This is a genomic window from Ruegeria sp. AF7 (assembly GCF_056541885.1).
This window is the reverse complement of record NZ_JBQFYX010000001.1, coordinates 141,154-166,224: the sequence shown is the minus strand read 5'-3', so window position 1 is coordinate 166,224 and position 25,071 is coordinate 141,154. Positions and strand designations below refer to the sequence as shown.

26 protein-coding genes are annotated in these 25,071 nt (G+C 57.5%); 10 read left to right on the top strand and 16 right to left on the bottom strand.

Features of this window, described 5'->3' with window-relative positions:
* The first annotated feature begins 118 nt into the window (after positions 1 to 118).
* A complete protein-coding gene (locus ACR0AP_RS00830; RefSeq protein WP_480480365.1) occupies positions 119 to 1,333 on the top strand; it encodes a bifunctional alpha/beta hydrolase/OsmC family protein in 1,215 nt (404 codons plus the stop codon).
* 32 nt (positions 1,334 to 1,365) lie between these two features.
* Here ACR0AP_RS00830 and ACR0AP_RS00825 read toward each other — a convergent pair whose 3' ends face one another.
* Together ACR0AP_RS00825 and ACR0AP_RS00820 are read right to left on the bottom strand one after the other, a co-directional pair.
* The gene (locus ACR0AP_RS00825) at positions 1,366 to 1,683 is read right to left on the bottom strand and encodes a hypothetical protein (RefSeq protein ID WP_209503526.1); all 318 of its coding nucleotides are present in this window, start codon (positions 1,681 to 1,683) and stop codon (positions 1,366 to 1,368) included.
* 11 nt (positions 1,684 to 1,694) lie between these two features.
* On the bottom strand, positions 1,695 to 2,255 hold the full coding sequence (locus ACR0AP_RS00820; RefSeq protein WP_480504703.1) for a hypothetical protein: 561 nt from the start codon (positions 2,253 to 2,255) through the stop codon (positions 1,695 to 1,697).
* Positions 2,256 to 2,609: 354 nt separating this feature from the next.
* Here ACR0AP_RS00820 and purB point away from each other — a divergent pair, with 354 nt between their 5' ends.
* From purB to ACR0AP_RS00795, 5 genes are all read left to right on the top strand, one after another.
* Entirely contained in the window at positions 2,610 to 3,914 is a 1,305-nt protein-coding gene (gene purB / locus ACR0AP_RS00815) for an adenylosuccinate lyase (protein ID WP_480504701.1), read from the top strand.
* 123 nt (positions 3,915 to 4,037) lie between these two features.
* Complete coding sequence (locus ACR0AP_RS00810) at positions 4,038 to 4,190, top strand: hypothetical protein (protein ID WP_480504699.1); 153 nt, start codon at positions 4,038 to 4,040, stop codon at positions 4,188 to 4,190.
* Positions 4,191 to 4,292: 102 nt separating this feature from the next.
* Positions 4,293 to 4,835 (top strand): tetratricopeptide repeat protein, encoded by a 543-nt coding sequence (locus ACR0AP_RS00805; protein WP_267364901.1) that lies wholly within the window; start codon positions 4,293 to 4,295, stop codon positions 4,833 to 4,835.
* Between the two features lie 69 nt (positions 4,836 to 4,904).
* Positions 4,905 to 6,005: a flagellar motor switch protein FliG gene (locus ACR0AP_RS00800; RefSeq protein WP_480504696.1), complete on the top strand. Its 1,101-nt coding sequence runs from the start codon at positions 4,905 to 4,907 to the stop codon at positions 6,003 to 6,005.
* A gap of 120 nt (positions 6,006 to 6,125) precedes the next feature.
* Positions 6,126 to 7,049, top strand: a complete 924-nt coding sequence (locus ACR0AP_RS00795) for a lysophospholipid acyltransferase family protein (RefSeq protein ID WP_480504694.1) — start codon at positions 6,126 to 6,128, stop codon at positions 7,047 to 7,049.
* Here ACR0AP_RS00795 and ACR0AP_RS00790 read toward each other — a convergent pair whose 3' ends face one another.
* Positions 7,050 to 7,751, bottom strand: coding sequence for a DUF1223 domain-containing protein (locus tag ACR0AP_RS00790; protein ID WP_480480351.1), 702 nt, complete (start codon positions 7,749 to 7,751; stop codon positions 7,050 to 7,052).
* A gap of 226 nt (positions 7,752 to 7,977) precedes the next feature.
* Between ACR0AP_RS00790 and acnA the strand changes: the two genes are divergently transcribed.
* Positions 7,978 to 10,668, top strand: coding sequence for an aconitate hydratase AcnA (acnA, locus tag ACR0AP_RS00785; protein ID WP_480504692.1), 2,691 nt, complete (start codon positions 7,978 to 7,980; stop codon positions 10,666 to 10,668).
* 134 nt (positions 10,669 to 10,802) lie between these two features.
* Positions 10,803 to 11,504 (top strand): SDR family NAD(P)-dependent oxidoreductase, encoded by a 702-nt coding sequence (locus ACR0AP_RS00780; protein WP_480504690.1) that lies wholly within the window; start codon positions 10,803 to 10,805, stop codon positions 11,502 to 11,504.
* Here ACR0AP_RS00780 and ACR0AP_RS00775 read toward each other — a convergent pair.
* From ACR0AP_RS00775 to yajC, 10 genes are all read right to left on the bottom strand, one after another.
* Positions 11,499 to 12,041, bottom strand: coding sequence for a DsbE family thiol:disulfide interchange protein (locus ACR0AP_RS00775; RefSeq protein ID WP_480504689.1), 543 nt, complete (start codon positions 12,039 to 12,041; stop codon positions 11,499 to 11,501). The genes ACR0AP_RS00780 and ACR0AP_RS00775 overlap by 6 nt on opposite strands.
* Entirely contained in the window at positions 12,034 to 12,192 is a 159-nt protein-coding gene (gene ccmD / locus ACR0AP_RS00770; RefSeq protein ID WP_209503508.1) for a heme exporter protein CcmD, read from the bottom strand. Before ccmD ends, ACR0AP_RS00775 begins: the two co-directional genes overlap by 8 nt.
* Positions 12,189 to 12,962: a heme ABC transporter permease gene (locus ACR0AP_RS00765; RefSeq protein WP_209503506.1), complete on the bottom strand. Its 774-nt coding sequence runs from the start codon at positions 12,960 to 12,962 to the stop codon at positions 12,189 to 12,191. The genes ccmD and ACR0AP_RS00765 overlap by 4 nt, the downstream gene beginning before the upstream one ends.
* 61 nt (positions 12,963 to 13,023) lie before the next feature.
* Complete coding sequence (gene ccmB / locus ACR0AP_RS00760; RefSeq protein ID WP_480504686.1) at positions 13,024 to 13,680, bottom strand: heme exporter protein CcmB; 657 nt, start codon at positions 13,678 to 13,680, stop codon at positions 13,024 to 13,026.
* Positions 13,677 to 14,291 carry a heme ABC exporter ATP-binding protein CcmA gene (gene ccmA, locus ACR0AP_RS00755; RefSeq protein WP_480504684.1) on the bottom strand — a complete coding sequence of 205 codons (615 nt, stop codon included), beginning with the start codon at positions 14,289 to 14,291 and terminating at the stop codon, positions 13,677 to 13,679. Before ccmA ends, ccmB begins: the two co-directional genes overlap by 4 nt.
* A gap of 144 nt (positions 14,292 to 14,435) precedes the next feature.
* A complete protein-coding gene (locus tag ACR0AP_RS00750; protein ID WP_480504682.1) occupies positions 14,436 to 14,789 on the bottom strand; it encodes an Mth938-like domain-containing protein in 354 nt (117 codons plus the stop codon).
* 12 nt (positions 14,790 to 14,801) lie between these two features.
* Positions 14,802 to 15,554 carry a TSUP family transporter gene (locus ACR0AP_RS00745; protein WP_480504680.1) on the bottom strand — a complete coding sequence of 251 codons (753 nt, stop codon included), beginning with the start codon at positions 15,552 to 15,554 and terminating at the stop codon, positions 14,802 to 14,804.
* Positions 15,547 to 16,521 carry a protein translocase subunit SecF gene (gene secF, locus ACR0AP_RS00740; protein ID WP_480504678.1) on the bottom strand — a complete coding sequence of 325 codons (975 nt, stop codon included), beginning with the start codon at positions 16,519 to 16,521 and terminating at the stop codon, positions 15,547 to 15,549. Before secF ends, ACR0AP_RS00745 begins: the two co-directional genes overlap by 8 nt.
* 1 nt (position 16,522) lies before the next feature.
* Complete coding sequence (gene secD / locus ACR0AP_RS00735) at positions 16,523 to 18,184, bottom strand: protein translocase subunit SecD (protein ID WP_480480332.1); 1,662 nt, start codon at positions 18,182 to 18,184, stop codon at positions 16,523 to 16,525.
* 33 nt (positions 18,185 to 18,217) lie between these two features.
* A complete protein-coding gene (yajC, locus tag ACR0AP_RS00730) occupies positions 18,218 to 18,505 on the bottom strand; it encodes a preprotein translocase subunit YajC (RefSeq protein ID WP_209503494.1) in 288 nt (95 codons plus the stop codon).
* Between the two features lie 201 nt (positions 18,506 to 18,706).
* Here yajC and ACR0AP_RS00725 point away from each other — a divergent pair, with 201 nt between their 5' ends.
* Both ACR0AP_RS00725 and serS read left to right on the top strand, forming a co-directional pair.
* Positions 18,707 to 20,371, top strand: a complete 1,665-nt coding sequence (locus tag ACR0AP_RS00725) for a mechanosensitive ion channel family protein (protein ID WP_480504676.1) — start codon at positions 18,707 to 18,709, stop codon at positions 20,369 to 20,371.
* Positions 20,372 to 20,443: 72 nt separating this feature from the next.
* A complete protein-coding gene (serS, locus tag ACR0AP_RS00720; protein WP_480504674.1) occupies positions 20,444 to 21,736 on the top strand; it encodes a serine--tRNA ligase in 1,293 nt (430 codons plus the stop codon).
* Between the two features lie 58 nt (positions 21,737 to 21,794).
* On the opposite strand, the gene ACR0AP_RS00715 is transcribed toward serS, so the two are convergent.
* The 3 genes from ACR0AP_RS00715 to der form a co-directional block, all read right to left on the bottom strand.
* Complete coding sequence (locus tag ACR0AP_RS00715) at positions 21,795 to 22,361, bottom strand: helix-hairpin-helix domain-containing protein (protein WP_480504673.1); 567 nt, start codon at positions 22,359 to 22,361, stop codon at positions 21,795 to 21,797.
* Positions 22,362 to 22,453: 92 nt separating this feature from the next.
* Complete coding sequence (locus ACR0AP_RS00710; protein ID WP_480480324.1) at positions 22,454 to 23,437, bottom strand: fatty acid desaturase; 984 nt, start codon at positions 23,435 to 23,437, stop codon at positions 22,454 to 22,456.
* A gap of 165 nt (positions 23,438 to 23,602) precedes the next feature.
* The gene (gene der, locus ACR0AP_RS00705) at positions 23,603 to 25,066 is read right to left on the bottom strand and encodes a ribosome biogenesis GTPase Der (RefSeq protein ID WP_480504671.1); all 1,464 of its coding nucleotides are present in this window, start codon (positions 25,064 to 25,066) and stop codon (positions 23,603 to 23,605) included.
* Positions 25,067 to 25,071: the final 5 nt, after the last annotated feature.

Genomic DNA, 25,071 nt, shown 5'->3' with positions numbered 1-25,071 from the left:
GTCCGTGCAACGCCCGTTTGTTCTCACCTTCCTGTTACGCGTGTGACTTAAGGGTTGTGACCCAAGGGGCAAATACACAGTATTGGGCGTGTTCCCCCGTACCATTCAAGGAGCCGACATGCCCACGGAACGCATCACTTTTGCCGGACATGACGGCAGCCAATTGGCGGCGCGACTGGATTTGCCGGATGGACCCGTGCTGGCAACGGCCCTGTTCGCCCACTGCTTTACCTGCTCCAAGGATATACCGGCCGCCCGGCGCATTTCCGCCCGTCTGGCTGCCATGGGTATCGCGGTGCTTCGGTTCGATTTCACCGGACTGGGCCATTCCGAAGGCGAGTTTGCCAATACGACCTTCACTTCGAATGTCGAGGATCTGATTTCAGCCGCGCAATATCTGGCCGGTCGAAACATGGCACCTGCCCTGCTGATCGGCCACTCGCTTGGGGGCGCGGCGGTGTTGCGGGCGCGGGCAGGTATTCCCACTGTAAAAGCCGTCGTGACATTGGGTGCACCGTCGGACCCCGCCCATGTGTCGCATCACTTTGAGGCCGCGTTGCCTCAGATCGAAGAGGATGGCAGTGCCGAGGTCTCTCTGGGTGGTCGCCCCTTCCGCATCGGCAAAGCTTTTGTGGACGACATTGCCAAATCGGCCCTGTCATCTGCAATCGCCGACCTCAAAGCTGCCCTGTTGATCCTTCATGCCCCACGCGACGAAACGGTCAGCATCGACAATGCGAGCGCGATCTTTCTGGCCGCGAAACACCCCAAAAGCTTTGTTACCCTTGACGATGCCGATCACCTGATCACCCGTGCCTCTGACGCCGAATATGCGGCCGATGTCATTGCCGCTTGGGTTTCGCGCTATGTGAAACTGTGCCCACCCGCGCCGCCACCGGGTGCGCCAGAGGGCGTTGTGCGCATAACCGAAGCAGATCCGGGCGGGTTCATGCAGGATATTCAGGCCGGTCCAAACCACCATCTGGTCGCGGATGAGCCCGCATCTTATGGCGGTACCGATAAGGGTATGTCGCCTTATGGCTTTGTCTCGGCCGGTCTGGGGGCCTGCACGTCGATGACAATACGCATGTACGCCCGGCGCAAAGGCTGGCCCCTGACAAATGTCAGCGTCGATGTGTGTCATGACAAGGTTCACGCGCAGGATGCCGGATTGGTGAATGACGGCAAGGTGGACCAGTTTCGCCGGAAAATCCGCCTGAGCGGCCCGCTGGATCAGGAGCAAAGGCAACGTTTGCTTGAGATTGCGGACAAGTGCCCGGTTCACCGGACGCTTGAAGGCTCGGCCCACATTACGACCGAGCTTCTTTCATAAGAAAGGCCGCCTGACAGGCGGCCTTTTGTTCCTTAGCGTCGCGGGCCCGGTCGATGAATGGGCGGGCGGGCAACCGGCGGACGCGCCACAGGTGGGCGCGGGCGCGCGGGAGGCTTGGCAACAGGCGGTTTCGGACGCTCGGGGCGCACTGGTCGATCAGGCCGGTTGGGGCGATCTATGTCAATGTCCACATCCACGTCATGGTAGTAGTCGTTCCACAGCATCGAGTCGTAAAACGGGTCATACCCGTACCCGACCCCAACTGTCACACCGTCACAGGCCGACAGCGTCAAAGTCGCGATCCCCAACCCCAGCGCAAGGGACATCCTTTTGATCAGTCTAATGCTCATCGCCCCCTCCCTTACTGAAGCGCCCGGAACGAGGCGAATACGGCGTTCAGATCATCAGCAAAACTCGGGTCTGCTCCGTCCCGCAGAATGGCAACTGCTATGGCAACCCGGCCTTGCGGAAGGTCAATGACGGTGGCGGTAAAGCTTACCCCCTTGCCGTCCCGGTGCCCGGTGCCCCGAAACACGCGTGCTGGCAATCCGCCGATACGGGTATCGCTGGTGCTGGTCGTCGTAGGGTCTTTGACCAGAAACCTGTCGATATCCTGCAGGTACCGGACACCGCCCTGAATTGTTCCAACCCCCGCAGGTGATACGAAACCCATCCACACCGCGTCGTCTGTCACCGGCCGGAACCCTATAACCCGTGCGACCGCACGGGCGTCGCCCAGTTCGGTATCCTCAATCTCGCGCGGGCCGCCGGTGCGAAGAATCCAGAAGTCGGGCACTTCGAACCGAAAAAGCGCTTGGCCTGCTTCGGTGTAGGTCACGGGGGTGTCAGCCAGTGCCGGTGCAGCTGTGTCGACGTAAAATGCACCACAGAGGGCAAGTATCGAACATGAAAATGAACGCATATCTCAATAACCTGATTAGTTCCTTCCGTTCAGATTGAACTGTCAAAGCGCTGTTTGTCCAGCATCGCTTGGCAGCAAGGGCAAGACGGGCATCCACCCCAACTGGCAGCATGATCCGGTGAGAACTAGTGCAGGTACAAAACCTGTCTTTTTGCGGCACCCTGCCCGTCACTATCGTGCCATATCCTTTGCAGGACAGTTTTCCGAACCCGTCAGCTGCTGAAAAGCCCGAACAAACGATAAGAATCAGGGCAAACCGTCTCATATTCGCTCTCGCATCTTGTTCCCTACCCCGCACGCGGCTAAACCCCGCGCCAACGCCTCATCCAATCTGCAAAAAAGGTGCCGTCGCCTATGATTCCCCGTTATTCCCGCCCCGACATGGTTGCCATCTGGTCGCCCGAGACCAAGTTCCGCATCTGGTACGAGATCGAGGCGCACGCGTGCGATGCCATGGCAGATCTGGGCGTGATCCCGCGTGAAAATGCCGAAGCCGTCTGGAAAGCCAAGGATGTGGAATTCGATGTCGCCCGCATCGACGAGATCGAAGCTGTTACCAAGCATGACGTTATCGCATTCCTGACCCATCTTGCAGAGCATGTTGGCAGTGAAGAGGCGCGTTTTGTGCATCAGGGTATGACTAGCTCGGACGTGCTGGACACCTGTTTCAACGTACAGCTGACCCGCGCCGCCGATATCCTGATTGGCGACCTTGAAGGGCTTCTGGCCGCGCTCAAGCGCCGCGCGATGGAACATAAGTACACGGTTCGTATCGGACGCAGCCACGGCATCCACGCCGAACCGACAACCATGGGTCTGACCTTTGCCCGCTTCTACGCCGAGATGGACCGCAACCTGTCCCGGATGCGTGACGCACGTGCGGAAATCGCCACCGGAGCGATCAGCGGCGCGGTTGGTACCTTTGCCAATATCGACCCGCAAGTCGAGGAACATGTCTGTGACAAGCTGGGTCTGGTGCCTGAGCCGATCAGCACGCAGGTCATTCCGCGTGACCGCCACGCGGCTTTCTTTGCCACGCTGGGCGTCATCGCCAGCAGCATCGAGAACATCGCCATCGAAATCCGCCACATGCAGCGGACCGAGGTGCTGGAGGGGGCCGAGTTCTTCTCGATGGGCCAGAAAGGCTCTTCGGCGATGCCGCACAAGAAAAACCCGGTGTTGACTGAGAACCTGACCGGTCTGGCGCGCATGGTCCGCGCGGCCGTAATACCGGCGATGGAGAATGTTGCGCTCTGGCACGAACGCGATATCTCGCACTCATCGGTCGAGCGCATGATCGGGCCGGACGCCACAATCACGCTGGATTTTGCCTTGGCCCGCCTGACAGGCGTGATCAACAAGATGCTGATCTTCCCTGAGAACATGATCGAGAACATGAACAAGTTCCCAGGCCTTGTGATGAGCCAGCGCGTTTTGTTGGCCCTGACCCAGGCAGGTGTCAGCCGTGAGGACGCCTATGCCATGGTACAGCGCAACGCGTTGAAGGTTTGGGAACACCGCACCGACTTCAAGGAGGAACTGTTGGCGGATGCTGATGTAACTGCCGCACTCAGCCCTGCGGAGATTGAAGAGAAATTCGACCTCGGGTATCACACCAAGCATGTCGATACGATCTTTGCGCGCGTGTTTGGCGAATAACGGTTATCTTTTCAGTCTGTTAGCCGGGGGTGCTCTGCCATATGCAGAGCACCCCCTTGCTTTTTGCCAGATCAACGGAAATGCGGTATCCTGCATGTGCTTTTTCCATACGAGGGAAACATCATGATCCGAACACTCCTAAGCGCATTGGCACTGGTTCTTGTGGCCTCGGTCGGGCTTGCCTGCGAAGAGCATTCCAAACAGACCCAATCCTGCGCACCCGGTACGGCCTGGGATACTGAAACAAAAAGCTGCGCGAAATCTGTCAACAGCTGACAATTTTTGTCCAGTTCGTGAATAAAAGCGACCGTTCCACTGTTAGCTTTTTTGTAGATCACACTATGATTTCAATAAGAGCCCCGAGAACGGAGTAAAGAAATGCGCCTTTTGTTAGCTTCTGCCCTTGCCTTGCAAGCCTTTGCCTTCGCGCCAGCTGTCCATGCCGCAGGCGGTGACAGCAGCAGCCCGCCGAAACCTACGAATACGACCAAGAAATGCCTGTTCGGCCGTGTATATGACGAAACCCGTGGAAAATGCGTCAAACCCGACAAGTCAAACCTGACCGATGATCAGCTGTATAATGCGGTCCGCGAACTGGCGTATGACGGGCAATACGGGCACGCTCAGGACATTCTGCGCATCATGGATCAGGACGACGATCGTGTCCTGACCTATTGGGGTTTCACCTATCGCAAAATGGGCGAGCTGGAACTGGCAAATGTCTTTTATCAAAACGCGATCAATGCCAATCCAGACAATCTATTGGCGCGCAGCTACATGGCGCAGGGGTTTGTGTCCGAAGGCCGAACCGATCTGGCGATCGAGCAATGGCGTGAAATAAAGGCCCGCGGCGGCGAAGGCACATGGGCCGAGGCGTCGCTGCGCGAAGCGATCCGAACGGGCCTGACATACAGCTATTAAGGTTCAGGGTTATTTAACCCGACTCTCTCTAATCTGCCTGTGGTTCGAAAACTTTGGCTCCACAGGCAGATGCAGAACACCAACGCATTAATTCAAACGGTTCAAGGGGCTTCGGCCCCGTTTTCCGCAGAGGGTGGCGACAACCCGCGCCTTGTTCCCCGATCTTTGACCAGCCGTCAGAAGGCAGCTGTCGTCGTGCGCCTGTTGTTGAACGACGGCGCCGATCTTCCGTTGGAGGAACTTCCCGATGACCTGCAAGAAAAACTGACACACCAATTGGGGGAAATGGGCCTTGTGGACCGGGTGACTCTGGGTGCTGTGGCACAGGAATTCAGCGAAGCCCTGGACAATGTCGGTCTGGCCTTTCCACATGGGCTTGCCGGAGCCTTGGATGCCGTCAGCGGAAAGATCACGCCCGCAACAGCGGCGCGTTTGCGCAAAGTTGCCGGAGTTCGCCAGATCGGTGATCCCTGGCAAAGGTTGCGCGACATTCCGGCCCAGGACCTTGCGGCCATGGCACAGGCGGAAAGCACTGAAGTTGCAGCTGTGATGCTTTCAAAAATGGATACAGCACAGGCGGCACAGATGCTGGGCCACATGCCGGGTCCGGTGGCGCGGCGGATCACCTACGCAATTTCGAAAACAGCAAATGTCACACCCGAAGCGGTTGAGCGGATCGGCTGGTCACTGGCTGCTCAACTGGATCAGCGGCCTGTTCAGGCCTTCAATGACGGTCCGGGCGCGCGTGTGGGTGCGATTCTGAACCAGTCTGCGTCCGCCACGCGCGACGACCTGCTGAACGCGCTGGATGAGGACGACGCCGATTTTGCCGATCTGGTGCGCCGCTCGATCTTTACCTTCGCCCATATCTCCAGCCGGATTTCCCCACGTGATGTTCCAGCCATATTACGGGAAGTCGATCAGCCTGTTCTGGTCGCGGCCCTTGCTGGTGCCGCCGCGGATGATGACAAGGCATCTGTCGAGTTTCTGCTGTCGAATATCTCCTCTCGCATGGCAGAAAACCTGCGCGAGGAAATCGCGGAACGCGGGCGGGTCAAGCAATCTGAGGCCGAAGATGCCATGACCCAGATCGTTGGGACGGTTCGTACCTTGTCTGACGCCGGAACAATTGCGCTGATTGAAAAGGAAGACGACGAAAACACGGGTTGAGGCAGGAAAAGGCGCACCCGCCAGATCGTTAGGGCAGCCATTTCGCCAGGGTGCTTGAGGTTACGGGTACCGGGTTGTATGTCTGAGGCAACATTTCGCAACACGCGGTGAGACACCTCCATGCCCGTCGAAAAGTCGGAGCTCAGCCGGTTTGAGCTTGGAAAATACTATGTCGCCAATCTGTTCCTGCAGGGAATCATCGGCGCTATGCGCCTGCTTCCTTATGAAAGGCGCATAGCAACCATGGGTGCAATCATGAAAACCCTTGCGCCCGTCGTTGGATTTCGCACCCGTGTCCGCCGGAATCTAAAGCTCACCTGCCCTGAATTGTCTGACGCCGAGATCACAAAGATTTATCGTGACGTGTCGGATAATGCCGGTCGGGCAATAATGGAGCATTTCTCACCCGAAGGTTTCATCGAACGTCAGGTGAACGCCAAGATATCCGGGCCGGGTATTGCTGCGTTTGATGCAGCGATTGCCGAAGGGCATCCGGTGATGATGATCACTGCGCATTTCGGTCACTATCTGGCCGCACGCGTCGCCCTGCAGAAACACAGCGGCAAACCGATTGGATGCCTCTACCGGCGGATGGCGAATCCTTATTTCAACGACGCCTATGTCGAAGCTTTTTACAAAACCGGCGCGCCGATGTTTGAACAGGGGCGGCGCGGTATGGTCGAAATGGTTCGGTCACTCAAGAACGGTGGAATTATCGCTATCGTGTCCGACCTGCATGCGCTGGGGGGCGAAGAGCTGACATTCTTTGGCAAGCCTGCCGTGACATCCGTGCTGAACGCAGAGCTGGCCATCAAATACAAGGCCGTACTGATACCGTGCTATGCCGTGCGCCAGCCAAACGGCATCGACTTTGAAATCATCCTGCATGATCCCGTGCCGCACACGGACCCAAAGACGATGACCCAGTTCACCAATGACGATCTGGAACAGATCGTGCGGCAGCATATGGGACAGTGGTTCTGGATCCACCGGCGTTGGAAAAGCTGGAACGGCCTTGGCGTTCAACCGGACGACATGCCCTGATCATTTGGCCCAAGTCGCGGCAACAATTGGCCCGTGACCGGCCCTTTGCACAAGCACAACGGCTGGCAAGTCTGGTTCCAGCTGCGCCGAGTAAGTCTGCGGCGCTTTCCCGTCCCACCGGCCTGCAATCTGCCATGTCTCAACAACATTGGCATAATCCAATTCCCGCCCGGCTAGTTCACCACGGCGGATCGAGGCATGGCGCAGAGGCGAATACTGAACGATACGCACGTCATAGATCTCACCTGCGGGCAATTCCACAGGCGTCACACTCACGGTCACTTCGTCAGCGTCTCGGGTTGCTGTCACCGCTGCCTCGGGGGCGGCCTTTAGATGCGCATCAATCAGACGGTCGAGCTCCTGAGCCTGAGCGCCGACAATATCGTGCTGACCATTTATGATCATCTGGGGCGTATAGATCATGGATTTTCCGTTTTCGCGGGCATAGGCCCGTTGCCGGAGCGTGTGATCAGGATCGGCATATTCGTCCTTCCAGCCGATGTAATCCCAATAGTCGACATGCAACGCCAGCCCGATGACATCGTCGCGTTTCGCCAGCTCATGCATGATCCGATCTGCCGGCGGGCAAGACGAACACCCCTGTGAGGTGAACAGCTCAACCACCACAGGATCCCCACCGGCCATGGGCTGGGTGGCGAGCAGGCAGGATATCAGGGCGGTCAAAGCAGCGGGTCTGAACATCAAAACTCTCGGATAAAGCGGGTGTTCTCTGGGATAGCCGTTTTGCCCTTCAACCGCCAATCAACGTTTCTTGAGGGCGGTATCTGCAATTCTCCGCCTAAATGTGTGCAATGGTATACAAAATTACAAATCCAGTGTCATTGAACCTTGAACCAGCGGCTTGGGTGATGCAGATAACACTCAGCGATGCCCGAAATCCAAGTCATTTGAGAAGGGAGGCCACCAGATGCCCATTAAAGTCGGACAGGATACCGCCAAGACACGCCGCAGCCTGAACGTGAATGGCAAATCCATTTCCTACTATTCGATCCCCGCCGCGCAGCAGGCCGGTTTGGGTGATTTCTCCAACCTTCCTGCCGCGTTGAAAGTCGTGCTGGAAAACATGCTCCGATTTGAAGACAGCGGCTTTTCGGTCTCGGTCGATGACATCAAGGCGTTTGCCGAATGGGGTGCCAATGGCGGCAAGAACCCGCGCGAGATTGCGTACCGCCCTGCCCGTGTGCTGATGCAGGACTTTACCGGTGTTCCTGCGGTGGTCGATCTGGCCGCCATGCGCGACGGAATCAAAGGCCTGGGCGGCGACGCACAGAAGATCAACCCGCTGAACCCGGTCGATCTGGTTATCGACCACTCGGTCATGATCGACGAGTTCGGGAACCCGCGTGCGTTCCAGATGAACGTCGACCGCGAATACGAGCGCAACATGGAACGCTATCAGTTCCTGAAATGGGGTCAGAACGCGTTCAATAATTTCCGCGTTGTGCCTCCCGGCACCGGTATCTGTCATCAGGTGAACCTGGAATATCTGGCACAGACTGTCTGGACTGACACCGATCAGAACGGCGAAGAAGTTGCCTATCCTGACACGCTGGTTGGCACCGACAGCCACACCACCATGGTCAATGGCATGGCCGTTCTGGGTTGGGGCGTCGGCGGGATCGAGGCCGAGGCCGCAATGCTGGGTCAGCCGATCTCGATGCTGATCCCCGAGGTGATCGGCTTCGAGTTGACCGGCTCGATGGTCGAAGGCACCACCGGTACGGACCTTGTTCTGAAGGTTGTCGAAATGCTGCGCGCCAAGGGCGTGGTGGGCAAATTCGTCGAATTTTATGGCGAAGGGCTGGACCGCCTGCCGCTGGCTGACCGTGCAACCATCGCCAATATGGCGCCGGAATACGGCGCGACCTGCGGCTTCTTCCCGATCGACGGAGAAACCCTGCGCTACATGCGCAACACCGGCCGCGACAAAGACCGCATCGCGCTGGTCGAAGCCTATGCCAAGGAAAACGGGTTCTGGAGAGGCCCGGATTATGCGCCGATCTACACTGACACTCTGTCACTGGACATGGGCACAATCGTTCCTGCAATTTCAGGCCCGAAACGCCCGCAGGACTACGTCGCGCTGACCGACGCCAAGGCCGCTTTCACCAAGGAAATGGAAGAGACCTTCAAGCGCCCCATGGGCAAGGAAGTCGCCGTCAAGGGCGAAGACTACACCATGGAGTCGGGCAAGGTTGTAATTGCTTCGATCACCTCCTGTACCAACACGTCGAACCCTTACGTGATGATCGGTGCAGGCCTTGTGGCTCGCAAAGCCGCAGCTCTGGGTCTGAACCGCAAGCCTTGGGTCAAAACCTCGCTGGCACCCGGTTCGCAGGTTGTATCGGCCTACCTTGAGGCCGCTGGACTGCAAGATGATCTGGACAAGGTTGGTTTCAACCTTGTTGGGTACGGCTGCACCACCTGCATCGGCAACTCGGGCCCGATCCAGAAAGAAATCTCGGAAGCCATTGCCGAGGGCGATCTGGTCGCCACGTCGGTTCTGTCCGGCAACCGGAACTTCGAAGGCCGTATCTCACCGGATGTCCGCGCCAACTACCTGGCTTCGCCGCCGTTGGTTGTTGTCTATGCACTGGCAGGTACACTCGACATCGATCTGACGTCCGAGCCCATCGGTCAGGACAAGGATGGCAACGACGTCTTCATGAAGGACATCTGGCCAACCCAAAGCGAAATCGCGGAACTGGTCGAAGCAACCGTAACCCGCGAAGCGTTCCAGTCGAAATATGCGGATGTCTTCAAAGGGGATGAGAAATGGCAAAGCGTCGAGGTACCGCAACAGGAAACCTATGACTGGCCGCCAACGTCGACCTACATCCAGAACCCGCCCTATTTCCAGGGTATGGGGGCGGAACCGGGCACGATCTCGAACATCGAAGGCGCCAAGGTTCTGGCCATTCTGGGCGACATGGTGACCACCGACCACATCTCACCTGCGGGATCATTCGCAACCACGACGCCGGCTGGCAAATATCTGACCGACCGTCAGGTTCAGCCACGTGAATTCAACTCATACGGCTCGCGACGGGGCAATCACGAAGTCATGATGCGCGGCACCTTTGCCAATATCCGCATCAAGAACGAGATGTTGGACGGAGTTGAAGGCGGATATACCAAAGGTCCGGATGGTGAACAGACTTCGATCTACGATGCCTCGATGGCCTATCAGGCCAATGGCACTCCGCTAGTCGTGTTTGGTGGCGAACAATACGGCGCAGGCTCAAGCCGCGACTGGGCGGCCAAGGGCACCGCACTGCTGGGCGTCAAAGCCGTGATTGCAGAAAGCTTTGAGCGAATCCACCGGTCCAATTTGGTCGGCATGGGCGTGATCCCGTTCGAATTCACCGGTGGAGATACCCGCAAAACCCTGGGTCTGAAGGGGGACGAAACCGTCTCGATCCATGGGCTGGATACGGTCGAGCCGCTGCAGGTCGTGCCCTGCACCATCACCTATGCAGACGGGGCTGAGACAACCATCCAGTTGAAATGCCGGATCGATACCGCGCCTGAGATCGAATACATCGAAAACGGCGGTGTGCTGCATTACGTGCTGAGAAATCTGGCCAAGGCTGGCTAAGGAACGCAGCGGATAGAAAATTTTGAGGACGCCTTCGGGCGTCCTTTCTTTTACAAGGCTCTGCCTCGCGCTCGGAAGTCATATTTAGCAGGTGAGGTTGGATATACGCGGTACTCTGAAAACAGGAGGTGGTTATGGAAAAGGTGGCGTTGGTAACAGGTGGAGCACGGGGCATTGGACATGCCATCGTAGAGGAGTTGAGCCGCGACCATAGGGTGGCATTCACTTGGTTATCCACCAAGCCTTCGGCGGCACTATTGCAGAGAGGAACTTTGGCGATCCGTTCGGATCTGACGGCTCCTGATCAACCAGCGGCGGTGATTGCACAGGTGATGGAGCGGTTTGGAAAACTTGATGTGATCGTGAACAACGCCGGTTTGGTTCGGTCGACGCCAAAAGAGGAGTTCCAAGTCGAGGAACATCGCTCCATTCTTGACATGAACCTGCTGGTCCCTGCCGCTTTGCTGGCTGCAGCTTTGCCGCATTTGGAACGGGGTGCCGCCATTGTCAGTATCTCGTCGATGAATGCGGTGTTGCCGCCCCGTGATGCGGTCACCTATGGTGCCAGCAAGGCCGCTCTGAACCTGTGGACCCGTGCCATGGCCAAAGAGTTGGGGCCAGATGGGATACGCGTCAACGCCGTGGCCCCCGGTGCGATCAACATTCCTGAAGCGCCTCGTTCGGAAGAACTGACAGAACTGTTTGTGAAGGATACCGCGTTGGGTCGGGTCGGACGGCCCGAGGATATAGCCAAAGTGATCAGGTTTCTGGCGTCGGACGCGGCCTCATTCATCACTGGTGAAGTTTTGTCGGTAACGGGAGGCTATCGTTTATGAACCGCCCGCCGCCTTTTCAAGCGCAGGCCGGATCGTGCTTTCGATGACACGTTGCGTAATCGGGCCCGCAAAGCGTAATATGATCGTTCCATCACCGTCGATCACATAGGTTTCGGGAACGCCGTACAGACCCCAGTCAATCGCCATACGGCCCTGTTCGTCGCGGCCGATGGCAGTGTACGGATCGCCAAGATCATCCAGGAAAGCCTCGGCATTGCTCAGCTTGTCTTTGTAGTTGATGCCGTAAACCGGGATACCTTCAGCTGCCAATGCCTCGAGGTTGGGATGCTCGGCACGGCATGGCGCGCACCAACTGGCCCAGTAGTTGACCAGCTTGACCTCTCCGTCGCGCAGCGTTTCGTCGTCGAAAAGGGTCTTTCCCGAAAACTCGGTTAGAACCACGGGCGGCGCTGGTTGCCCTTCGCGGGCCGAGGGTAAGGCGTTGGGATCTTCGCGAAACATGCCGATGCCTGCGAGAACCGCAAATGCGCCAAAAATCAGAGGCGGCGCAATCATAAGGGGCGAGACTTTAGCCATTGCGCGACATCCTCTGTTCGACCTTCTCCATTTCCGCGCGCACCTTGCGCCCGCGCATCACGCTGAACGCAACTAGCGCCACGATAAGAGCGATGGAAACAGCATAAGACGACAAAACAGCGTCTGCATATTTTCCAAGATCGGGGATCATCCGCCTACCCTTTCCCGTGCCTGTAGCGCCTTGATACGACGGGCGCGAATTTCCGTTCCGGTGCGGTACAACACCAAGGCGATGAACAGCAGAACAAATCCGATGATGCAGGCCAGCAGGGGGTAGAAAAAGACGTTGCTGACTTTCTCTTCCGTATCCGCCCCGGTAACGGCCCCGGCCCGCATGACCGATGCGCCCTGATGCAGGCCCTGATTCCAGAAATTCACCGCGTATCGGCTGAGGATTGCAAAGACCGACCCAACCAGGCACAGAACCGAGGTCAGATCGGCTGCGGTATCAGGATCCTCGATAGCTTCCCACAAGGCGACATAGCCAAGGTAGAACAGAAACAGGATCAGAAACGACGTCAGGCGCGGATCCCAGGCCCACCATGTACCCCACATGGGCTGTCCCCAGATGGCCCCCGTCAGCAGCGCTATCAGGGTCATAACGATCCCGATCGGTGCAGCAGCCCGTGCCGCAAGCGCGCTGACATGGTGGCGACGCACCAGCCAGACCAATGAGGTGGCCAGCATCATCAGCCAGCAATTGATCGCCATCAACGCCGCCGGAACGTGCAGATAGATGATCTTGACCGTCGACCCCTGCTTGTAGTCATCCGGTGTAAAGAAAAAACCCCAGATCAGACCGACAACAATGCAGATGGTCGAGACGATCCAGAAAAACGGCAGGACCCGTTCGCTGGTTTCAAGAAACTTGCGCGGGTTGGCATATTCCCAGAGGGCGTTAGCTTTGGCTGCGATTGACATGGGCCCTATCTAGTCCGATTTGGCGTGGTTCTCAATTGACATCCATCAAACTTGTCGCGGTTCACCGCAGATTGATACGTAGCACAGCAGCGCTGGCAAAGGGCAACAATGCGATGGTCGCCGCTGTGATCCCGGCCAGCATCAGCAGTGGCGTCTGCACCTCCATCCCTGTTGCTCCACGCCGGGCAACTTCGGCCCCGAAAATCAGGGTGGGGACGTAAAGCGGCAACACCAGAAGCGACAGCAATAGCCCGCCACGTTTCAGACCAACGGTGAGCGCAGCACCAAATGTCCCGATGACGCTCATGGCTGGGGTACCGATCAGGAGCGAGATCACCAGCCAGAAAAAACCTGGTATCGGCAGGTTCAGCAAGACACCCAGAAACGGCGCGGCCAGAACCAGCGGTAAGCCGGTGGTCAGCCAATGGGCCAGCGCCTTGACAGTGACAACCGATTCAAGCGGCAGCGGTGCTGTAGCCAGGAGGTCGAGCGAGCCGTCTTCCCAGTCCAGTGCCAGCAGGCGGTCAAGCGACAGAAGGCAGGCCAGCAAGGCCCCCAGCCAGAGCACACCGGGTGCAATCGTGGACAGAAGCGAGGATTGCGGCCCCACTGCAAATGGCACCATCACGGTCACGATCAGGAAAAAGGCCAGACCCAGCCCGAACCCACCGCCCGCGCGGAAAGCCAGTTTCAGGTCGCGCAGCAACAGGGCGATCACAGGAAACCTCCGTCGAAATCGTCGATGGGCTTGGGTTTGGCCTTGTTCGGACCGACGTCCAGAACCTCGCCATCCAGGCCAAGATCTATATGGGTCGCGATCAGGGCTGACCCGCCCTGACCCAGATGTACCCGCACGGCGTCGGCAAACATTTGCACCGCGTTTCTGTCCAGCGAGACGGTCGGCTCGTCCAGCATCCAGATCGGCCGCCCCGTGACCAGCATCCGTGCCAGCCCCAACCGCCGTTTCTGGCCCGCCGAAAGGTTGCCGGCATGACGGTCGGCGAGTTCGTTCAATTCAAAAGCGTCCAGCGCCGGCTGGATGTCATATGTGCCAAAGACCGCTGCCCAGAATGTCAGGTTTTCAGTCACTGACAATGTCGGTTTGAGCCCGTCCGAATGGGACGCGTAAGCGATCTGGTCCTCGGCCCCTGCGATCTTGCCTTCCAGCGGAGGTTGCAAGCCAGCCAACGTGCGCAGAAGCGTCGTTTTTCCGATACCGTTCGGCCCCCGCAGGATCAGAGCCTTGCCCGGCGACAGCAGAAAGCTGAGGCCTTCAAGGACGGGAACACCGCCACGTGTGATCGTCAGATCTGTTACAGTCAAAGTCATGAGACCCGCTTAGCGGATTGTCCGCAGGGGCAAAAGGCGAGATTTGCCGCAGGATGCCGGTGCACAACCGCTGCCCCATGTCGGAGTGAGGGGCCAGCCCCTCACACTCCCCGGGATATTTTCGGCCAGATGAAGAGGATCCCGTCAGACTGGGATCAGGGCAAGTGCGATGCGGCGGCCTTCAGCGAGCAGCACATTGTAGGTGCGACAAGCGGCGGGAGAGTTCATGACTTCAACACCAAGTCCGGCATTTTCCAACTCAACCCGTAGCGATTGGGGGATCTGGGCCATGTCCGCGCCCGTGCCGATAAGCAGGACGTCGATCCTGTCCGCCAGGTCCAGAAGGGGGTGTCGGTCTTCATAGCCGGCCCACTCTGCCGGGCCTGCCGGGCCTGTCAGGAAAGCGCCGTGGAAGACATCGCCGCCAATTCGGAAAAAACCGGGGCCGTACCCATCTATGGGTTTGGCATCTGTAAAAGTAATCTGATTCAGACGCATGATGTCCCTTCTTCAATCCAGAAGCGGCAGCCCGGAAATGACGGCAATAAGGATAACCGAATAGGCCGCGAGGCGGTAGATCCGTTCAAGTCTCGGGTCGAACAGTGCTTTGCCGATTAGTGTAGTGGTCAGGTAAGGCACGCACAGCAGCAGGACAATCCACAGGATCGACAAATCGGCGGCACCGCTGATGAGGATGTTGAAAACGATGACAACATCCAGCAATGCCAGAAAAATGATCGTGTTGGCACGAATCTTGCGCACGTCGGTGGAACTGGCCAGATAGAATACGATGACAACCGGACCAGTCAGCCCGGTCATGCCGCCGACAACGCCTGCGCTGCCGCCGATGGCGAGACGTCCGGGCAGTCCCAGTTTCCCTTCCCATCGCCAGCCGGTCACCACGGCCAGCAGGGTCAGACCGGTAATGCCGCAAACAACCCAGCGCAGCGCAACCGAGTCCACCTGCACCATGATCCACAGCCCCAGCGGAACGGTTATCGTTGCGGCAAAGCCCAGAGTGCTGATTTCGACCTTGTCACAATCCCTCCACGCCTGCGGAGCCAAGGCAAAGGTTGATGCAATACCGGTGGCGGCCATCAGAAAGACCACATCCGCTATTGGCAGGAACTGGGTCGCCACCGGCACAAAGATCATCGCGGTGCCAAAACCTGTGAAGCCGCGGACAAGTCCCGCGGCTCCAATGGTAAGGATCAGCCAAGTGAGGCCCGGCAGAGCCAAGGCCTGTTGTAGAGCCTCAGGCATCAATATTGGCAAACTGGTTGCCCGCCGTATTCGACGGTTTGGACCAGTCGCGCTTGACCCCCAGCCAAAGCAGGATGGTCGAAGCCACGAAGACCGACGAATAGGTCCCGACAACGACACCCCAGATCATCGCGAAGACAAAGCCGCGGATGACGTCGCCACCCAGAACATAAAGTGAGATCAAAGCCAGCAACGTAGTAACCGAGGTCATGACAGTCCGGCTCAGGGTCTCATTGATCGAGATGTTCAGAACCTCCTTGAGGTCCTTCTTTTTGTATTTCCGCAGATTCTCGCGCACCCGGTCGAAGACGACAACCGTGTCGTTCAGCGAATAGCCGACGATGGTCAGCAGCGCCGCGATGATGGCAAGGTCAAAGCGGATTTGCAGTTCCGAGAAGATGCCGATGGTCAGGATCACATCGTGCACCAATGCGGCAACTGCCCCCAGTGCAAACTGCCATTCAAAGCGCAGCCAGATGTAGACAAGAACGGCACCGATGGCCAAGACAACCGCGATAACAGCAGTCTGGATCAGCTCGCCCGACACTTTTGGGCCAACGGATTCGACGCTTTCAAAGGGCAGTTTTAGTCCGGGGTCTGCGGCAGCCAGCGCTTCGCCGACCTGGGTGATCACATCTGCGGTGACCGCTTCGGCGTCTTCCTGAGCCTGAATACGGATCATCGCGACATTTTCATCGGGACCGAAGCTTGGATCAAAAATCTCGGTGATGGTGACGTCACCCAGTTGCAGCGGAGACAAAGCATCGCGGTATACACCCACGTCGATTGCATGATTGCTTTGGGTCCGGATCGTGGTTCCACCGCGGAAATCGATGCCGAAGTTCAGCCCCTGCAGCAGAAATGAGGTGAACGCAATCACCATCATCAGGCCGGAGATTCCAAGCCAGATTTTCCAACGGTTGAAGAAGTCGAACGAGGTGTTCTGCGGTACGAGTTTCAGTCTCATGTCAAACCTCGATCGTTTTCGGTCGGCGGCGTTCGAACCACATGACAACCATCAGGCGCGTCACGAAGATCGCGGTGAAGACGGATGTCAGGATACCCAGGCCCAGAGTGATCGCGAACCCGCGCACAGGGCCGCTGCCCATGGCAAACAGGATAACGGCGGTGATGAAAGTGGTTATGTTGGCGTCCAGAATGGCCGACAACGCCTTTTCATAGCCCAGATCGATGGCGCGGGCCGGACCTCTGGCGGATTTCAGTTCTTCGCGGATGCGCTCAAAGATCAGCACGTTGGCATCCACTGCCATACCGACCGTCAGAACGATCCCCGCAATCCCCGGCAGTGTCAGTGTTGCGCCGATCAGGGACAGCAAGCCGAACAACAGGCCCACGTTGATGATCAGCGCGATATTGGCGAAGACACCGAACAGGCCATAGCTGAGCGCCATGAATACCAGCACCGCGACAAAGGCCACGATTGTGGCAACTTTACCTGCGTCGATACTGTCCTGCCCCAGTTCGGGGCCGATGGTGCGTTCTTCCAGGAACTCCAGCCCTGCAGGCAAAGCACCGGCACGCAGCAGGACGGCCAGATTGGTGCTTTCCTCAACGGTGAAGTTACCGGTGATGATGCCCGACCCGCCCGGGATATGGCTTTGGATCACGGGGGCCGAGATCACTTCGTCATCCAGCACGATGGCAAAGGGTGCGCCGATGTTGTCACGGGTATAATCCCCGAACTTGCGCGCACCGGATGTGTTGAACCGGAAGTTGACCGCAGGGCGGCCGTTCTGATCGAAGGACGGCTGGGCGTCGACCAGTTCCTCTCCTGTCACGACCGGAGCGGATTCGATGTTGTAATAAACTTCGTTTTCGTCAATCGACGGCACGATTTTTTCACCGACGCCTGCGACGGCATCCGGATCGGTTCCGCGCCCGACAACCGGATTAAACGTCAACTGTGCCGTTGTTCCGATAATTTCCTTAAGTTCGCCCGCACTGCCGATACCCGGCACCTGAATCAGGATGCGATCCGTCCCCTGACGCTGGATTGTGGGCTCTCGCGTACCGACTTCGTCGATCCGGCGGCGGATGATTTCCAGCGCCTGACGCACCGTGCGATCATCCGAGGCCAGTTTTTCTGCCTCGGACAGTTGAACAACAATCGTGTCGCCATCCGCACGGGCTTCGATATCTGTGGCACCTACACCTGTCAGTGTCTGCACCTGCCGGGCCAGACCGCGAACAACCTCCAACGCCTGTGGCATTCCTTCGGGCTGGCTGATGCGCACGCGAATCTCATCCGCGGCCGAGTCCTGACGGCGGATGGTTCCCACCGTGGCACGTTCATCGCGCAGCGCGTCGCGGATTTCCGGCCACATCGCCTCCATCCGGGATTCGTAGACGTCCTGCACCTGAACTTCAGCCAGCAGATGCGCACCGCCGCGCAGGTCGAGGCCAAGATTGACCAGGGATGACGGCAGCCAGTTCGGCCATTGCGCGGCTTCAGCCTGTATCTGCGGCGTGTCATTGCCCAGCTCGATCGCAGCCTTGGCGTCGTTGGATTGCTCGACCCGCGTGTAAAACGCGTTTGGCAGGGCCATGAGCAGACCGGTCACGCAGACCAGCCAGATCAGAACCCGCTTCCAGGTATCAAATTGCAGCATTACCCTGCCTTTTCAAGGAATTGTCGCGCGAAGTTACTTCGCCGGCTCGGTCTTGTTAAGAACCTGGGCGATGGTCGATTTGACCACGCGAATCTTGACGCCCTCGGCGATTTCGACCTCGATCTCGTTATCGCCTTCCTTGACCTTCGATACCTTGCCGATCACGCCGCCTTGCGTGATCACCTGATCACCCCGACGCACGGCATCAACCATGGCCTGATGTTCCTTCATCTTCTTTTGCTGCGGACGGATCAGCAGGAAATACATGATCGCGAAGATCAGGATCAGCGGGAGAAACTGGGCGATTGCGCCACCATCCATGGGACATTCCTTTGTTCTAGTCTTGCGGCACAGTTCCGCAAATTTGGGCGGAACCTATGCTTTGAAATGTCGGTTTGCAAGCAAAGGCGGTCATGTAACCCACTTGAATACAGGCATGTCCCGGCAACTACGGGCAAAGCGTTGCAGATATGTCCTAGGAACATAACCGAAACCGGGTATAGTTTATCTGAAGGGGGACACATGACACGGCCACTCAAGCCTTTCCTTTCGTTGCTTTATTTACTGACTGCCCTGTCGGTGAGCGTGTGGCTGTCTGGTGCGGCCTTGTCGCAGGAAGCACCCGCTGAATCGCCCCTGTCCGAGACTTCGGAATCGGACACGTTCATGGCCCCGGTCATCGTGGACGGGGACGTTCTGTTTCAGGTGCGAGGATCAAGCGCTCTGCCTGCTCCGGAGCGCGCCGAGGACGTACAGAACAAGATCATTGCGGTTGCGGAAGCGTCGGAAGCACCTTTGGTCGAGATCACATATGAAGAGACCGAATTTGGCATCTGGATTCTGGCCGATGGCCAAAGAATCTCGATCGTTACTAAAGCTGACTCTGAACTGGATCAGATGGAACTAAGTGTTCTGAGCGTTTTGCATGGCAATGCGATCAAACAATCCATTGAGGCGTATCGAGCCAACCGAACCGATCAGGCGCGCGTTTCCGGTGCTATCGAAGCGGCTGCCTGGACGTTGGGATTTGCCCTGTTTGTTGTCACAATCCTGTGGCTGCACCGTCGGATCAGGCGTCGCACATTGAAGCTGGTAAAACGCTACTTAAAGGATGTCGAAACGGCGACAGCCAAAAGCGTTCAGGCCGAAGCAATCGCGGCCCTTATCCGCTATGGTCTGAACTTCGTGCTGCTGATCATCTTCTTTCTCGGTTTCTACTATTACCTGTCCTTTGTTCTTTTGGCTTTTGCGGAAACCAGATATTTCGCACAGCTTCTGCTAACCTATCTGACCGAGCCGGTGCTGCTTATCTTCCGGGGCATCCTCAGCTATATCCCCAATCTGATTATGCTGGGCCTGATCACATGGGTCACGCTGTATATCATCAAAGGTCTGCGCGTGTTCTTTGATGCGGTCGAAGCCGGTTCGTTCGAAATGGGTGATTTCGAAAAACACTGGGTCAACCCGACGTTCAACATTGCCCGTGTCGTCGTTATTCTGATCGCGCTGGTTTTTGCGGTTCCCTATATTCCGGGCTCAGACTCGGCCGCGTTCCAGGGGTTAACCCTTCTGGTCGGCGCCATGCTGTCTTTGGGCGCGAATTCAGTCGTGTCCAACATGCTGGCCGGGCTGTTTGTGATTTACCGCAGGTCTACCTCAATCGGCGACCGTATCCAAATCGGAGACCATATCGGCGATGTCGTTCAGATCAAACTGATGGAGACCCATCTTAAGTCGATCAAGAACGAACTGATTTCAATCCCCAATGCACAGTTGATGAATTCAGATGTCGTGAACTTTTCGAAGAAAACTGATGGTAACGGGCTGTTGCTGCACACGACCGTTGGCATCGGCTACGAAGAACCCCCTGAAAAGGTTGAGGCGATGCTGATTGAGGCCGCCAACCGCACCAAAGGTATCAAGGCCAATCCTGAACCTTTTGTGCTGTGGACGGCGTTGGCCGACTACGCGATCAACTATCAGATCAACGGCTATACCACCCGCGGCAGCATCATTCCCAAAATCCGTTCGGACCTGCATCGAAACATTGTTGCGGTATTTAACGAAAACAATGTGCAGATCATGACGCCTTCTTATGTGGCTGACCCGCCTGAGCCTAAAATACCGGCCGGGGCATGGGAGGGCCATCTGGCGCATGAAACCCACGAAGACGCTGATAAGTCGTAACCGGTGCTACACCCTGCCCCGCAGATGGTGCATAAGCGGGTTCAGTGATTCACGCATTCAAGGATCTGAGACATGCACGACATCCGCGCCATTCGCGAAAACCCTGCCGCTTTCGACGCCGCCCTAGCGCGCCGTGGGGACGCGCCGGTGTCGTCAGATCTGCTGAGGCTGGACGAAAGCCGGCGTGCCAAGATTCTGGCAGCCGAAACCGCACAGGCCGAACAAAACAAGGCCAGCAAGGAAGTCGGTGCAGCCAAAGGGCGCGGCGACGGGGCTGAATTCGAACGCCTGCGGGCGCTGGTCGCCGAGAAAAAGGCCGAAGTCGCCCGGATGCAGACCGAGGCCAAGGATCTGGATGCCTTGCTAACCGATCAACTGGCCCGCATCGCCAACCTGCCCGCCGATGACGTGCCGCAAGGCGCGGACGAAAACGACAATGTCGAAGTCAACCGCTGGGGCACCCCGCGCGATTTCAGCTTTGCACCGAAAGAGCACTACGACATTCCCGCCGTCGCAGCCGCAATGGATTTCGAAACCGCCGCCAAAACCAGCGGCAGCCGGTTTGTGAACCTGTCCAAGGGGGTTGCCCGGCTCCACCGTGCGCTGGCCCAGTTCATGTTGGACACACATATCGACAAGAACGGGCTGACAGAAATGCAGACACCGGTTCTGGTTCGGGATGAGGCGATGTATGGCACTGATAAACTGCCTAAATTCGGTGACGACAGCTATCAGACGACCAATGGCTGGTGGCTGATCCCGACCTCCGAGGTCACGCTGACCTATTCAGTGGCCGGTGACATTCTTGAAGAGTCTGCCCTGCCCATCCGTATGACCGCCCATACCGTCTGTTTCAGGTCCGAGGCCGGAAGTGCGGGCAAGGACACCGCAGGGATGCTGCGCCAGCACCAGTTCGAAAAGGTCGAGATGGTCTCGATCACCCATCCCGACGCGTCAGACGATGAGCAAAAGCGCATGTTGCGCTGCGCCGAGGATCTGCTGGAACAGTTGGGTATTCCCTATCGCACTGTTGTTTTGTGCACCGGTGATATGGGCTTTGGCGCGCGCCGCACCTATGATATCGAAGCGTGGCTGCCCGGACAGGACACCTATCGCGAGATCAGCTCGGTCTCGACTACAGGCGCGTTTCAGGCACGCCGGATGAATGCCCGGTTCAGGCCTGAAAATGGTGGCAAGCCCGAATTTGTTCATACTCTGAACGGTTCCGGTCTGGCTGTCGGGCGTTGCCTGATCGCTGTTCTGGAGAATGGGCAGAATGATGACGGCACTGTTTCGCTGCCCGACGCACTTGGTCCTTATCTGGGCGGCAAACTGACCCTGCAACTGGACGGTACGTTGGCCTGACAGACGAAACCGGCGCCGTCAGGCACCGGTTAGGACATCAACAGAAGGCGAAGAGGTTTTACTTCTTCGCTTTTTTCTTGTCCTTCTTCTTTCCGCTTTTTTTACCGTCTTTCTTTTTTCCGTCTTTTTTTGACTTCTTGTCCTTTTTGGATTTGGCTTTCACCTTATCCTTGGCCTTTGAAAAAGCGGCTTCCATCTCTTTGCGCTTCTTCGCGGCTTTTTCGGCCTTAGCCTTGGCTTTGGCCTTTTTCTTTTCAGCAGCCTCGGCTTTTTCGGCGGCTGCTTTTTCTTCTGCCGCCTTGCGTGCGGCTTCCTCGACCCGTTTCTCGGCTGCGGCTGCGGCGATTGTTTTGCGGGGTGCGGCTTTGCGTGCGGTCGGTCTGCGCGTCGCGGGCGTCCGGGCCGCAGTTCGGCGTGTTGCCGGTTTCGCAGCAGGCGGTTTTGCAGCAACGGCATCTTTGGCAGATGCAATCAAAACCAGCGCGCGCGCCTCACCGATCCGAGGGACCTTGACCAAATCAGCAGGAGTGGCCTTGGCTATCGCCTCGGCCGTCTTGAAGCCATTGGCAACAAGGGCCTGGCCAAGTGCCTCTCCTACACCTTTTATGTCGGTCACTGCGGTCATTATAGGTCCTCTCTCTGTCTCGTTACCGACTCGTATATACAAAAGATACACGAGCCCGCAAGCTGTGTGGTGGTCGCCTCTGTTCTGCCAGCTTAGTTATGGGCAAGACCAGCGGTTCGGTTGTCTCTCGGAAAGGGTACGAGGCGCTTGGCATTTTCGTCCCATAGCTTCAGGTTCAATGCTGCCACGGCCTCGGGAAATTTGATCCGGCGGGGGGTATATTCCGGCGGCAGGTTATAGTGGCAGGCACGCAGGCGATATGATGGGATACGCGCGTTGAAATGGTGGATGTCATGCAACGTGATGCAAGCCACAGCCATATCGAACCACCATCCGAAATCCAGCGCGGATGACCCCTCAAGCGCTGCTGTCTGAGGGTTCAAATCGGGGCGGCGATCCCAATAGGTGTCTTCGAAATTGTGCTGAAGATAAACGAGGAAGACGCCCAGCATTCCACCCAAAAAGGAAAACACCAGCCAGACCCAAATGCCCGTCATACCCGCGATCAGATACAACAATCCAAGAAAAACAACGATCGACAGGTTGTGCAACACCACACCTTTGGCGCCAAAACGCGCCGTATTCTTGGGCCAGCGGTATCGGATGAAATAGGTGAACAACGCGCCGGCCGGAACCAGGATGAACGGATTGCGATACAGCCGGTAAAACAAACGTGTTTTCCAATCAGCTGCATTCCACTCTCGCAGGGTCATCGTGTGAATTTCACCTGTCTCGCGGTGCTCAAGATTTCCGATGCCCGCATGGTGCAAATTGTGGTTCTGTTTCATCACCTCGAACGGGGCGAAAGTGAAGGGAGACAGGCCATGCCCTGCCCATTCGTTTTGCATACGTGTCTCGAACAGAGAGTGGTGCCCGCAATCATGTTGCAGCACATAAAGCCGTACTGCGGCAAAGGCGAACACGATCCCGGCGGGTATCATGATGTACCATCGATCAACAAATGTGATCGCAACGGTCAGCGACGCGAAATACACCGCAAATGTGCCAAAATAACTTGCCGCGGCCAATCTGTTGTCCTGCACCGCGTAATGTCTTGTATATTCCCTCAAATCCATCCAGCCGTCTCCTTACGATGGCCGTTCAGTTTTCTGTTCAAATCTAGGTGCGGCTAGTCCGCGTGCAAGCAGTGCTTGCCCAAACAAATGCACACGCATGAATGCTAGCGCGGAGAACAGAAACTGTCACGCCCCCGTGAGGTAAGATGCTGAAAATTGGCGCAGTTACGCGCGGCCCTTGAGATGCTTGGCCAATGCGCCCGCATTTTTCTTGCGCCGCCCCTTATACGGGTTCTTGTCGCCCTGCCCGCGCAGCGTCAGACGGATTGGGGTGCCAGGCATGTCAAAGTCCTGACGCAACCCGTTGACCAGATAGCGGGTATAGCTTTCGGGCATCTTATCGGGATGAGAACACATCACAACAAAACCCGGCGGCCGCGTTTTCGCCTGGGTCATATAGCGCAGCTTGATGCGGCGGCCCTGCGGGGCCGGCGGCGGGTGCTGTTCCAGCATGGCAGTCAGCCACCGGTTCAACGCCGCGGTTGGCACTCGGCGGTTCCAGACATCATGGGCGCGCAGGATGGCGGCGCGCAATCTCTCCAGCCCGCGACCCGTTTTTGCCGAGACGGTGACCAGAGGGGCACCGCGCAGCTGCGGCAGCAAGCGGTCGAAGGCTTCTTTCAGTTCCCGCAGCTTTTCCTGCTTGTTTTCCTCGACGTCCCACTTGTTTACAGCAACGACAACAGCCCGGCCTTCGCGTTCGGCCAAATCGGCAATTCTCAGATCCTGTTGTTCAAATGGAATGGCCGCGTCCAGAAGTACGACGACAACCTCGGCAAACTTCACCGCGCGCAAGCCGTCTGACACCGAGAGCTTTTCCAGCTTTTCCTGTACCTTTGCTTTCTTGCGCATTCCTGCCGTGTCAAAGATCCGCATCGGAATGCTTTCTCCATCCGGGTCGGCCCAATCGATCCGCAGGCTGATAGCGTCACGGGTGATCCCGGCCTCAGGTCCCGTCAACAGGCGGTCTTCGCCGATGATCTTGTTGATCAGCGTGGACTTGCCCGCATTCGGACGGCCAACCACGGCCACTTGCAAAGGCTTGGCAGCGGTGATCAGGGGCATTTCGCCCTCACCGTCTTCATCCAACTCAATATCTGTTTCCGGGGCTTCTTCGACCTGCTTTTCCTCGGCTGCATCCGCCAATGGCATCAGCTGAGCATAAAGGTCGGTCATCCCCTCGCCATGTTCACCCGACATGCGCACCGGTTCACCCAGACCCAGATTGTATGCCTCGAGCACCCCGGCATCCGCTGCGCTGCCTTCAGCCTTGTTGGCCGCAAGGATCACGTGCTTGGACCGCTTGCGCAGGATTTCTGCAAACATCTCATCCGTGGGCGTCAGCCCGACCCGCGCGTCGATCATGAACAGGCAGACATCGGCCATGTCCACGGCGCGCTCGGTCAGGCGGCGCATCCGGCCCTGCAAACTGTCATCTGTCGCGTCTTCAAGCCCGGCCGTGTCGATTACGGTAAAGCGCAGATCGCCCAGACGCCCTTCGCCCTCGCGCAAGTCACGCGTCACACCGGGCTGGTCGTCGACCAGCGCCAGACGTTTGCCTACGAGGCGGTTGAACAATGTGGATTTGCCCACGTTCGGGCGCCCCACGATAGCGAGGGTCAGCGACATGATAC